The 12,208-nt window shown below is 54.8% G+C and carries 13 protein-coding genes; 5 read left to right on the top strand and 8 right to left on the bottom strand.

Annotation, left to right across the window (positions count from 1 at the left end; genetic code table 11):
- The first annotated feature begins 73 nt into the window (after positions 1-73).
- On the top strand, positions 74-724 hold the full coding sequence (locus ACZZ0Q_RS11370) for a response regulator (RefSeq protein ID WP_463560582.1): 651 nt from the start codon (positions 74-76) through the stop codon (positions 722-724).
- 239 nt (positions 725-963) lie between these two features.
- Here the strand turns inward: ACZZ0Q_RS11370 and ACZZ0Q_RS11365 are convergent, their stop codons facing one another.
- From ACZZ0Q_RS11365 to ttcA, 7 genes are all read right to left on the bottom strand, one after another.
- Entirely contained in the window at positions 964-1,284 is a 321-nt protein-coding gene (locus tag ACZZ0Q_RS11365) for a hypothetical protein (protein ID WP_463538913.1), read from the bottom strand.
- Between the two features lie 13 nt (positions 1,285-1,297).
- Positions 1,298-1,960, bottom strand: a complete 663-nt coding sequence (locus ACZZ0Q_RS11360; RefSeq protein ID WP_463538914.1) for an O-methyltransferase — start codon at positions 1,958-1,960, stop codon at positions 1,298-1,300.
- Between the two features lie 49 nt (positions 1,961-2,009).
- On the bottom strand, positions 2,010-2,534 hold the full coding sequence (locus tag ACZZ0Q_RS11355) for a C40 family peptidase (RefSeq protein ID WP_463538915.1): 525 nt from the start codon (positions 2,532-2,534) through the stop codon (positions 2,010-2,012).
- Between the two features lie 162 nt (positions 2,535-2,696).
- Positions 2,697-3,329, bottom strand: a complete 633-nt coding sequence (locus ACZZ0Q_RS11350) for a C40 family peptidase (RefSeq protein WP_463538916.1) — start codon at positions 3,327-3,329, stop codon at positions 2,697-2,699.
- Positions 3,330-3,396: 67 nt separating this feature from the next.
- Entirely contained in the window at positions 3,397-4,155 is a 759-nt protein-coding gene (locus ACZZ0Q_RS11345) for an NAD-dependent deacylase (protein ID WP_463538917.1), read from the bottom strand.
- Positions 4,156-4,218: 63 nt separating this feature from the next.
- Positions 4,219-4,890 carry a DNA-3-methyladenine glycosylase I gene (locus ACZZ0Q_RS11340; protein ID WP_463538918.1) on the bottom strand — a complete coding sequence of 224 codons (672 nt, stop codon included), beginning with the start codon at positions 4,888-4,890 and terminating at the stop codon, positions 4,219-4,221.
- Between the two features lie 46 nt (positions 4,891-4,936).
- Positions 4,937-5,761 carry a tRNA 2-thiocytidine(32) synthetase TtcA gene (ttcA, locus tag ACZZ0Q_RS11335; protein WP_110617827.1) on the bottom strand — a complete coding sequence of 275 codons (825 nt, stop codon included), beginning with the start codon at positions 5,759-5,761 and terminating at the stop codon, positions 4,937-4,939.
- Positions 5,762-6,305: 544 nt separating this feature from the next.
- Between ttcA and ACZZ0Q_RS11330 the strand changes: the two genes are divergently transcribed.
- The 4 genes from ACZZ0Q_RS11330 (at position 6,306) to ACZZ0Q_RS11315 (ending at position 11,279) form a co-directional block, all read left to right on the top strand.
- A complete protein-coding gene (locus tag ACZZ0Q_RS11330) occupies positions 6,306-7,124 on the top strand; it encodes a fimbrial biogenesis chaperone (protein WP_463560580.1) in 819 nt (272 codons plus the stop codon).
- Positions 7,125-7,163: 39 nt separating this feature from the next.
- Positions 7,164-7,721, top strand: coding sequence for a hypothetical protein (locus ACZZ0Q_RS11325; RefSeq protein WP_463538920.1), 558 nt, complete (start codon positions 7,164-7,166; stop codon positions 7,719-7,721).
- A 64-nt stretch (positions 7,722-7,785) separates the two neighbouring features.
- Positions 7,786-10,119: a CS1-pili formation C-terminal domain-containing protein gene (locus tag ACZZ0Q_RS11320; protein WP_463538921.1), complete on the top strand. Its 2,334-nt coding sequence runs from the start codon at positions 7,786-7,788 to the stop codon at positions 10,117-10,119.
- A 77-nt stretch (positions 10,120-10,196) separates the two neighbouring features.
- Entirely contained in the window at positions 10,197-11,279 is a 1,083-nt protein-coding gene (locus tag ACZZ0Q_RS11315) for a hypothetical protein (RefSeq protein WP_463560578.1), read from the top strand.
- Positions 11,280-11,324: 45 nt separating this feature from the next.
- Here ACZZ0Q_RS11315 and ACZZ0Q_RS11310 read toward each other — a convergent pair whose 3' ends face one another.
- A complete protein-coding gene (locus ACZZ0Q_RS11310; protein ID WP_463538923.1) occupies positions 11,325-12,152 on the bottom strand; it encodes a DUF547 domain-containing protein in 828 nt (275 codons plus the stop codon).
- Between the last annotated feature and the right edge of the window lie 56 nt (positions 12,153-12,208).

The raw sequence follows: 12,208 nt of genomic DNA, 5'->3' as shown, positions 1-12,208 counted from the left end.
GTGATCGCCGTTTTACCTTCCTTTTCTTCTGGCAACGCTGTTGCCGTCATAGCTCCTGCTGCAGCGTGCCGCTATGACCTGTCGTCTGTTGCTGGCCGACGATCACGCGTTAATTCGCGTCGGCGTACGAGCCATGATCGAAACCCTGCCTGGCTACGAGGTCGTTGGCGAAGCGCAGGATGGTCGACAAACCGTCGACATGGCCCGCGCGCTGCACCCGGACATCATCTTGCTCGACGTCTCGATGCACGGCGTCAGCGGCCTTGAAGCCCTGAGAGAACTGGCAACCGCCGCGCCCGACTCGCGCGTGCTGATGCTGTCGATGCACGCCGATGCCGAGGTGGTGGTGTCCGCCCTGGAAAAAGGCGCGCGCGGCTATTTGCTTAAAGACGCTGCTATCGACGAGCTCCACCAAGCGCTGAATGCGGTTGGCCGGGGCCAGCGTTATCTCAGTTCATCCATTGCCCAACCTGTTATGGAACGCGTGCTGGCACGCTCGCAACGGCCGTTGCCCGTTGCGCAGAGCCTGACGGAGCGGCAGATTGAGATTTTGCGTTTGATTAGCCGGGGGGTGAGCACGCGGCTGATTGCCGAAGGGTTGGGGTTGAGCGTGAAGACCGTGGAGGCGCACCGGGCGCAGATCATGAAGCGGTTGCATATCCATGATGTCGCGGGGCTGGTGTTGTATGCCGTGCGCGAAGGGATTGTTGATCCGGATGATTGAAGGAGTGTTCCCATTGTAGGAGCGGCTTTAGCCGCGAGATTTTTCAGCGCTTGCGACTCGGCCTGCGATAAACCTCGCGGGGTAGATCAAAATCAAGAGCGGAAGATCACAAGCTGGATCAAGAGCAGATCAAGAGCAGATCAACGCGAATCGAGTGAACGTCATCTGCTTCAACTGCAGATCAAAAACATCGCGGCTGAAGCCGCTCCTACAGACTTCGCGGCGAGCTGCCATTCGGCTCAATGCCTAGGCATAAACCCTGGCGGCTTGGTCGCCAGCCAACTCACAAACGTCTGCAAGCGCTCATCGCTGAGCAGCGCATCTCGACTGTTGTAGCTCAGCGCCAACTCCTTCTCACTAAACAATCGATGAATCTGGTTATGGCACGCCCGGCACACCCACAGCGTGGCGGTGATGCGTTCGCTTTTGGCGAAGTGCTTTTGCACGTAGGGCTTGTTGTGCAGCGCTTTGGGAATCAGGTGATGCCGGGTGAGCGGCACGGGGCGCTGGCACAATTCGCATTGGTCGGGCTGGGGCGGAAGGCGGATTGGTTCGGGCATCGCGGGTGGCTGATCAGCGCTTGCGGCACAGGGTCAGGCCGTCGCCGATCGGCAGAAGCGACAGGTCCACGCGCTGGTCGGTTTTCAATCGACGGTTGAGGGTCTGAATGGCGCGGGTGTCGGGGCTGTCGGGCGACTCTTCGAGCACGCGGCCGCTCCACAAGGTGTTGTCGAACAGAATTACGCCACCGGGGCGCACCAGGGCCAGGGCGTGTTCCAGATAAACCGGGTAGTTGGCTTTGTCGGCGTCGATAAAGATCAGGTCGAAACTCTCGCCGCGCCCTTCCCGCTCCAATTGGCCCAAGGTTTCCAGCGCGGGCGCCAGGCGCAGTTCGATGCGGTCTTGCAGTTCGGCTTGAAACCAGTAGCGACGGGCGATGTGGTTGTAGTCGCCGGGCAGGTCGCAGCACAGCAGGTGGCCGTCTTCGGGCAAAGCGCTGGCCATGCTCAGGGCGCTGTAGCCGGTGAAGGTGCCGATTTCCAATAAACGCTTGGCACCGGTGAGTTTCACCAGCAGCGCGAGGAACTGGCCCTGCTCCGGCGCCACCTGCCAGCGCGCCATCGGCAGCGCTTGGGTTTCTTCGCGCAGGCGTTTTAGCAGTGGGGTTTCACGCAGGGACACATCGAGCAGGTAGTTGTAGAGCGCGTCATCGAGGGCAAGCGTTCGAGCGGTCATGCAGTCCGTCCTGGGCAGGGTCACTGAATATGAAAGCGGCGCCGCTGGCTCAGGGCGTGCGTGCTAACCGCGCCGGGCTCAAGACGCGTTTGGCGTCTACGTAGCTTTTCAGCCAGTAGGCGGTGGACAGGCTGTCCAGGCGCACGGTTCCGCCGCTGGAGGGCGCGTGGACGAAGCGCCCTTCGCCGACGTAGATGCCCGCATGGCTAACCTTGCCGCCGCCGGCTGTGGCGAAGAACACCAGATCGCCGGCCTGGAGGGCTTCACGCCTTACGCTGGGGGCCCCCATGCTGACCATTTCGCGGGTGGAGCGCGGCAGCGAGATGCCCGCGGCGTCGCGGTACACATAGCCGATCAGGCCGCTGCAGTCGAAGCCGCTGTCCGGCGTGTTGCCGCCGTAGCGATACGGCGTGCCGACCAAGCCCAGGGCGCGAAACAGCACGTCGTCCGCCGCATCGCTCTGCGTGGCGCTGGGTGGTGCGTACACGATCGGTTTTGAAGGGGGTGGCGAACTGGCGCAGGCAGACAGCAGCGCAGCGAGTAAAACGAGCAGGATACGGGCCGGAGCAGGCATAAGCGGGGCGGCTCAGAGATGGTTCGGCGTACTCTGCCTTTGAGAAGGCCGTGGCGCAAGGGCTGGATGCGTTTGGAAGGCGTCGCCCTCCCTTACAAACCACTGCCAACCCCAAAAACACAAAACCCCCGGTTAACGGGGGTTTTGCTCAACAACCGGCGCTTACGGGTGCAGCGGGTTGCGGCTGACTTGAGCGGTGTTCACCGATGCCATCGCCAATGCGCGTTTGGCTTCGATAAAGGTGCGGCTCCAGTATTTGTCGTCAAGGCTGTCGACGCGGACACCGCCGCTCTTGCTGCTGCTGGAGTGAATAAACTGGTCATCGCCCAGGTAAATGCCAGCGTGGCTGACGCGACCGCGACCGTGGGTGCTGAAGAACAGCAGGTCGCCCGGTTGCAGGTCACCGCGAGCAACCAGCGGTGCGTCCAGGTTGATCATTTCCCGGGTGGAACGCGGCAGGCTCATGCCGGCTTCTTCTTTGAACAAGTAGCCGATAAAGCCACTGCAATCGAAACCGGTGTTGGCCGAGGTGCCGCCGAAGCGATAACGGGTGCCTACCAGCGACAGGCCGTGGGCCAGGATGCTGTCAGCGAAAGACGGGAGTTGATAAGGCTGGTCCTGAGCAAAGTCGGGCAACGGGTCGAGGCCGTCGTCGGAATCGTCATCAGCAATCGTTTGCTGGCTGATGGTTTGCTGAGGAATTTCAGTGGTTTGCGGGGCTGGCTGCATGCCGGCACAGGCCACGAGGAACACTGAAAGTGCGAGGGGCACGAGGGGTGCAGAGCGTTTGAGCATGGGCACGACCGTGGACTGAAAATTTATGAAGGCGCGAATATGCCTTCCATAACGGTTATATGCAAATTTAATTGGCCAGAGTGTGACTCAGTAGTATCGGCAACACATCTAACGCTTTCCCGCGAATATGAGCGTCCACATACGGGCTCAAAGCCCCGTCCTGCGGGTTTATCTCCACCGTAAAGCCCCCTGCCTGGCGCGTGAGCAGCACCGGTTCGGCGATGTAGGGAAAGCTGGCCGTCGTGCCCACCGCCACAACCAGGTCAAAGCCCTTGCGAAGCTCGTGGTAGAGCGTTTCGATGGCTTTTTCCGGCAGCATCTCCTCGAATAAAACGACCGGCGGTCGGAGAACCCCCGCACATTGTTCGCACCTTGGCGGCAACGGCCTGTCCAAGTGCGCCGCCAATTCCTCGCTCACCGCTCCGCACGACTGGCAATACAGTGGCGCCAGTTCGCCGTGAATCTCGATCAAACGCTCTAAATCACACCCGGCCTGTCGATGATAGCCGTCGATGTTTTGCGTCAGCACCCAACACCCCGGAAGACGCCGCTGCATTTCAGCGATGGCGTAGTGACCGGCGTTGGGTTTGGCATTCAGGCAGGCGCGGCCGAGTTCGGCGAGGTATTTCCAGCACAGCGCTGGATCACGTTGCAGCATGGAACCGGATAACGCGGCCTCGATGGGGATGCCTTCGGCCGTTTCCCCGTTGTACAGGCCGCCCAGGCCACGATAGGTGGGCAAGCCCGAATCGGCTGACAATCCGGCGCCAGTGATGAACAACACGCGCTGGGCGCGCTGTAACGCTTCGATCACCCGTGCATCCATCTCGCTCCCCTCCCCGATCCTGTTCTGCGTAGGAGCCAGCAAGCGCGCTCCTACACAGCGTGGTTAGTGATTCACGGTATGCGCCAGCATCCACGACAGCTGCGCCATCGACCGGCCGCTCTGCTCATGCCAGGTATTGAACGCAGCCTGCACGGTGGCGAGGTCTTTGACGCTGGTGGGCACCTTGTCGATGATGTCCTGCGCGCGCAGCGCGGCGACCATGTCGTTGGTGGGAATGAACGTGTCTTTGCCCGCCATGCGCAGAAAACGCGGCGCCGACAGCCCGCCCATTTGGCTGCCGTGCTTGGCTAGGTATTTCCACAGCCCAACGATATCGGTCACCGGCCACTCGGCAATCAGCGCACCAAAACTGCCACGCTCCTGGGCAACGTCGAGAATGAACTGCGCGTTACGCGGCACGCTTTTCAGCTTGCCCAGGTGCCGGATGATTCGGGCGTCTTGCATCAGCCGTTCAAGGTGGTCGGCGCCCATCAGCACGACCTTCTCCGGGTCGAAACCGAAGAACACTTGCTCGAACGCCGGCCATTTGGCGTCGACCAGGCTGTGCTTGAGCCCGGCGCGAAAAACCCTTAGCGCAATCAAGGACAAATAACGGTCATCGCTGATTTTGCGCAGTTGCGCTGGGGTTTTGACGCTCGGCAATTGAGCCTCGAGTTTGGCCTGCGAACCGAAGCGATTCAGGCAGTACTCGTTCAGCCATTTGTAGTCGCGCATCCGGCTTCCTATATATAGAGGCGAAGTCTGGTGAAGCCCGGCGCTTTTACAGGTTCATCACATTGAGAAAGCGCGACGGGGCGCTCTCGTCGATACGCAGGTTCTCGAAGTCGAACAGCTTGCGGTCCGCCAGTTGCGACGGCATCACGTTCTGCAAGGCGCGGAACATGATCTCGGTGCGGCCCGGCGTTTTGCGCTCCCACTCCAGCAGCATCTCCTTGACCACCTTGCGCTGCAGATTTTCCTGCGAGCCGCACAGGTTGCACGGAATGATCGGGAAGCCTTGCAGCTCGGAGTACGCCTCGATGTCTTTCTCGCTGCAATACGCCAGCGGGCGAATCACCACGTTGCGGCCGTCGTCGGCGCGCAATTTTGGCGGCATGGCTTTGAGCGTGCCGCCGTAGAACATATTAAGGAAGAAGGTTTCCAGAATGTCGTCGCGGTGGTGACCAAGGGCCATCTTGGTGGCGCCGATCTCGTCGGCGAAGGTATAGAGCGTGCCGCGACGCAGGCGCGAACACAGCGAGCAGGTGGTTTTGCCTTCCGGCACTTTGTCCATCACCACCGAGTAGGTGTCTTTCTCGACGATGTGGTACGGCACGCCGATGCTTTCCAAGTACTGCGGCAGCACGTGCTCGGGAAAGCCCGGCTGCTTCTGGTCCATGTTCACCGCGACGATTTCAAACTTGATGGGCGCGACCTTCTGCAGGTGCAGCAGCACATCAAGCATGGTGTAGCTGTCTTTACCGCCCGACAGACAGACCATCACCTTGTCGCCGTCTTCGATCATGTTGAAGTCGGTGACCGCCTCGCCCGCTTGGCGACGGAGGCGTTTCTGCAGCTTGCTTTGATTTACCGAAAGGGTGCCCATGGTGCGAAGGTCCGGAAGTGCTTGAGGTTTGCCGGCCGCATGTAGCGGTTCGAAAGCCGGCATTTTACGCACAAATCATGAAAACCGAACCCCAGCTGACTGGGCCCCGCGCTACTCCAGGTAGTGACGCTCCCGACATTTCAACGCAAGGCTTAAGACAGGCTTCAGCGGGGTCTGATTCTGATCACCCAGGTCTAGTAACCACGTCTATAGCAATGCGAAGAATCCTGGATCGCAGCGCCGAGGACTGATAGCCCACCTTTATATGCCCGATATCGCCGTAGAAAACCCCTACATCACTGTAGGGGAACTACGGCTGCTCAATCGAGAGCCGGTCGATATATTTGCTCCACTTTCTGACCTAGCCAAAAAATGACTAAAAGAATACAGCGATTACAACTTGGCCTCTTATTGAGCATTAGCCTGAGTTGACAAACAGGACACCGCTGCAAGTAACAGAAATCAAAGTTTACGCAATCAAAAATCTCGATTCACGAGAAACCAATCTGCTAATCGAGCTATTTATCGAGCGCCGGAGATATTCATGCACCTTGCCTACCGCACTTTAATTGTTATGTTCGCTTGCCTTCCAATGGCCCAGGCAAACAGTTTCGGAGTTCGCCTCGACAAAGACTTTTACTTCCAAGACTTCAAGGATCATGAAATTGAAGTGGAAGCAAAAAACTCTAGCAGCAAAGTGATTTTTGCAGACGTGGAAGTATATGAAGGCCATGTCAAGGAAAACTCCAACAGAGTGGAGTTCGATCTGGAGAAAAAAGTTCTCAATTACGATGTGCTCCCCGAAACCTTTGCCATCCCCGCAAAACAGACAAAAATCATTAGGTTGATTCGAGATAGGGACTCGAAGAAAGATGGAGCTGAAGAGTACTACCGAATCAGAGTTATACCGAAATCCCCCGACGCGGCGCTTAAGGACAACCCGAAGCTTCTAGAAACACTCTCTACCTTGGAAAAACAAGAGCTAGAGGACGCTCACACAGCAAACGGATCCGTACGTTTGTTCATCGGTAGCGGATCAGTCCTAATTGTTCAGGACAAATCCAAAGCGGCACCAAAAAATCTAGAAATAAAACTAAGGAAAACAAACGGCGGACTCGAGTTTAACGTCTCGAATAACTCCGACACCTCCTTGGAGCTAGATAAACTACGCGTTTATTTCGGCGCTAAGAGTCTTTCGCTAGGAGACTTGGCTCTTAGAGGCAAAAAAAGTACCACCGTAGAGTTCAGCAGTGAAACGTTAAAGAATAACTCCCTAACGGGAAACGAGAATTTTGAGCGCGCGACTTTCGTGGCTCAAGATAACCAGGAGCACAGCATTACTATTCAACGCGGTGACTTCTGACACTAACCAGTAATTTACCCAACTAACTAAGGAAACAACATGAAAACTTTTTATAAACTGACCGCTTGCGCTATCGGCGTAACTCTTTTCTCCGCTGCTTCCATGGCCAGTACGATTGAACGCAGTGTCAGCGTACAAGCAACCATCACCGATCCAAACGCCACGTTCCAAGTTGAAGCGGTATCGGGCACCTGGCCGGTTATTCCGTCTGCCGTAGCGTGGGATTCGTCGAGCAAAGCGTTCCGCAACCCAGGCAAAATCGGTTTCAAAGTTAAGTCTGCTCAGGACGTAACAGTGGCTCTGAAATCTAACGCCGTATTGGTTGATACTCAAAAAGAAATCCCGCTCACCATCTCTATCGCCGCCAACGATGCTGCTAAAGGCACCGACGTAAACACGCTGAGCATGATGCCAGCCGCACTTTATGAAAAATCCAAAAACGCCACCGGTGATTTCACCACCTACGACCTCAGTATTGCAGCTAACACCACCGGCATGAAAGATAGCAACGGTGATGTGATTGCTGGTCCAAACGCCACTCCAGCAGCCGGTAACTACGTTGGTAGTGTCGACCTCATCTTTGAGTCGAACATCTAATAGCAAGCCCAATTGCCCTTCGCAAGAAGGGCAATCGGTTCAATATCTGTACCGGTAGCCACTCATGAAAGACGCCAAATCAATTTTGCTCTACGCACTATTTGGATTTTCAGCGGCAATACATGCCGCCAGCGGCGAGTACGTGCAAGTAGCCTTCAAAAGCAATGAAAACTTCGATGGAGACCCTAGATTTCTTCCTATAGCACTAAGCATCAATGAAATACCTTCCGAAAATGCATGGCTCGACATTACCAAAAACTACAAGATCGTATTCAACAAAGAAACCACAACAATCAAAGATATAAGTTCAGCGTTGCAAACACTGCGGCCAGCGAGAAACTTGCGTTATTCTTGCGAGTTATCTCCACTTCCTATGTGCGAACGCTACAAATTTTTTAACTTGAGTTACGACTATGATTCCGGTCATTTCAACGTCCTTTATGAACTAGCGAATAAGCGCTTTGCAGTTGAAAGTGAACCCGCAGTCGCGGTACGGCAATCGGTTGTTTATAGCGAAAGCCACGGAGATAACAGTACCTACCGTCATGGCTACTGGAGCGGCGATGCGAACGCCGGAGTCACCGATAACTCAAACGTGTCGTCCAATCTTTATTACGATGTTGATGCCGGTACACTGTCGGCACAAGCGCTCTCTTATAATTATGACCTCTCCGACGAAATGCAGGTTTCTGGGTATGTCCAGAAAGGCCCAGTTTCCGACCTATCGAAACTAGGAGCGGGAACAACCCGAGGCATGAGCCTTCAGCATACAAATGATCGAGCGTACGAGAATGATGGCCAACCAGAACCGCTTATCATCGACGCGAAATATGACGGCTTAGTAAATATTTATGATGAAGTTGGGAAACTCATCAGAACCACCCAGGTTACACAGGGCATAAATCGTTTAGATATCCCTCAATCCACTCCTGGAAATACTGTGAGGATTGAAGAGGTTGTGGATGGAAAAATAGTTGGAAGTTACGACCGAGCGATCGCCACATTTGGACGATCCTCAAGCATGTCAAGGCTCGATGCTGGCGTGGCAGAAATGCGTAAGGACAACTTTAGCTCTATCCAAGGCGGTAGTGAGCCTTATGTACGTTACTCTCAAACTTTAAGCGGATTCTCCTACGGGGCTAGCGCGCTACCCGGTATTGGATGGTATACGGCCAGTTTGCGCTTGCCTTCCCTAAGTGGTTTAAGCGCGAGCATTGAGTCTACCTTTAAAGACAAAGACACTGAACATAGCCTCACAGGCGGCTATCGCGTCTCCCTAAAAGAATATGAGTTTTATTCAAGCGCTGCTAAACAGCTCGGCTCAAGAGACAACACCTCATATAGTGTTGGGGCTTCACGGCGGGTATTCGATAATAGTCGTGTTGAGCTTTTTTATAACCAATCTCGCAGCGTCTACGACCCTCAACGTCAGAACGACTATTATCGGGACGCGCGTAATAGCAAAAAAATCGTCACGGACTACAAGCGGGTTACGTCGCGCTTGCGTACTCGGCAACACACATCGGTTGGTATTTTCGACTACACATTTTCAGTCAGCAGCGACTTGGGTGAAGATAAACAACTTGGCGCCTCTGTGACCTACACGCCAGCTTCGGAGTCTCGCTGGTTCCGGCCGACCATCGGCGCGCAGACCGGCTCGGGTGTTACTGATAGTTATATTGTTAACGACATGCAGGTCTCAGATCGTTTTTCTGTGCGTCCGGAAGTTCGACTTAAGGATGGGCAGGTCAACCAATACGGTTCTGGTGCAAGGTACAGCAATAATCATTTTAATGCAGACTTTGGCTATTTTAATACCGACTCGACAGAGCGAAATATATACATTAACGGCGATAGCTTCATTTTCGCATCCCGTCACGGCCTGTACTCTCATAGCACACCTACAAACAGCGCGGTGGTTTTCAACAACACTGCCGATAACAACTCACGAGCTCAGCCTGCGAAAATGAACATCAACGGGCAATCGGAGAATATACGAAATGCGAGCCTACATTTCTTGGACACTTCTTCAAATGATACGCTTGCGGTGTATCCTGAAACCGATAGCGTGGCGCTCGATCCTGTTTACGCAAGCATTGCGGTCAAGCCTTATCGCGTCCACACGATTAATTACTACCACGATACGGATAAGATCCTTGTTACTGGGCGAGTCATGTTCAAAGGACATCCACAAGCCGGCGTGGAAGTTATAAATCACGCAGGAAAAGCAGTAACGGACAAAAATGGATATTTCTCGCTGGCCGTCAGTCGATCAAATCCTTCCATCAATCTTCTCAGAAACGGTAAAGACTGCCGTTCACAAATACACAACGTATTGGCAAATCAAGACAAAAACTCCAACGAAATTTATCTAGGTAGACTGCAATGCGACTTTTGATATCCTTATTGCTCCTGGCCTCAAGTACGTGTTTCGCCCTGGAATACCACGCTCCAGCGGAAACTGGTTTTCGCATAATGCGTCCCGGCGCAGCCATCGGCGTTGGTGTTCCAGCCGACGAAGTGAATAACAAAGATCCTAAGTACCCCTGGTGGGGGTCAGCGTGTGGCGAAGTGAAGAATTATTTATGCTGGCCTGTAGCGCCGCTACAGCAGTTTATCGTCCCGGCAGGAACGAGCGAGGTGAAGGTATCGCTATATTCGGATACAGGTTATGGCGTCGCCGCCGTTACATCAGAAGGGAAGGACTACCGTATGGAGATCTATACGTATGGGCCAGACTCGGGGCGAAGCTATAGGCTACAGACCTTTGCCGACATGCCGATGACTAGTAGTACCTGTGATGGCTCGGCGCCGAGTAAAACGCTTAAACCATATCCGTATGAGAGCGGGGCAGTTCGCGTTTACAAGTTTCAGCACATTCCGAGATGGACGAGCTGTGTAGTCACTTTTGATGGGCGGAATCTGCCGGACGATGCTCGAATGGCTGTTAGCTTTAATGCCCTACATTTTCGTTATGACCCCCATATTTACAACCTGGTCCCGTCCGGCGAGGCAAAGTTCACAACGACTGTAGAAGATATAGTGAAGTACAACTTCTTTGACGCGAACGGCACAAAGACTGGGGGAGGGGTTCTATTTGACAGTGTACGGATGTCTGGCTTTATTAATTTGGAAGCCTTTCTGGATTTCTCTTTAGTCTCCGCTCCGACCCAGAGCATGACTGTAGGTCCAGATGAGCAAAAGATCCGATACGTTTATTTTGATACACAAATGAAATCTAACATGCCCAAGGTTACCACCACCATTCGCTGCCAATATGAGCTCAACGGAAGCTGCGCGTTATCTGATGGCGATTTAAAGATCCCTATGATAGTGGGAATACGCCCCGACAGGCTTCACACAGCGAGCTTTGTCGCAGAAGTGCGCCCCGGTGTGCCGCTACGTTTGACCGAACAACTAGGTATCTTTTCTCACAAAGTCGCTAATATCGTCTATATGTTCGGCATCAATCCGAGCTACCTTAAAGCAAATCCGGCCACCTTCGGTAAGACGTTTGTTGGCGATGTCACCTTAATTATGGAGGGTGACTTTCAATAAGTTTTCATACGACCCACGAATTTTTGCCACTAGCGGTCATGCACACTAATAGCGGTCATTTAACGCCCAATTAAATCGGTAATGCACTGCCCCATCAAAGCCTTTGAGCTTCTGGGCCAGGGCCGGCTCGGCATATTGCAGCAGGTGCGCACGCACGCCCTGCTCGCCGCCGAAGTCGTCGGCATACCAGTCATAGATCCGCGAAAGCCGAAGCTCTTTGTCTTTGAATGACGCGCCGCGCGGGCTGTTGATGTAAGCGCGGGCGCCGTCGCTGAGTTGCTGTTCGGTGTTTTTCGCGCTGAGGGTGAACGACGGCATATTCGGCGAACCCAGGCTGGCGGAGCTGAGTACGTAGAACAGCCGTGGGTCGCGCCAGAAGGGGCGCAGGATGCGGTGCTGAATGTCGCTGAGGCTGAGCTTGTAGCCGTCTATTTCCACCACTTTCTTGTCCCACGGGCCGAACTGATACCAGGCGCCGAGGCTGGTGATGGAATCCACCGGGTATTTCTTCAGCACCAGTTTGGTCACCAGCGCGTTGTATAGATTGACCCAATAGGCGAACTGCTCGGCGCGGGTGAATTGGCGTGGGTCGAGGTCAGTGAGCTGGTCGATGTACACATCGAGCAGGCGCCGGTGCACCTTGTCGACGCCGGCGTAATCGAAGCGCGCGATGCCATCGGTTGGGCTGGTTTTCAGGTAGCGGGTCAGCAGTTCCTGCCAGGCGCTGTGGTCGATATGGGCGGCGCGGCTTTCATCGCTGGCGTTCCAGATTTCCCACGGGTCGGCAGATGGCGCAGCGCTGGCGAGACCGGGAAGCAACGTGCCAGCGAATAACAAGGAAGCGACAGCAAACAGGGTGCGCAATCGGCGCATACGGCAACTCTCCATCACGGCTTCACGGGCCGTAGTCTGCTGCGTGGGACAGGCCT

The sequence above is a fragment of the Pseudomonas sp. AC070 genome (assembly GCF_979258635.1).
Note: the sequence above shows the minus strand (reverse complement) of the source record. Positions and strands in the feature narration are given on the sequence as shown.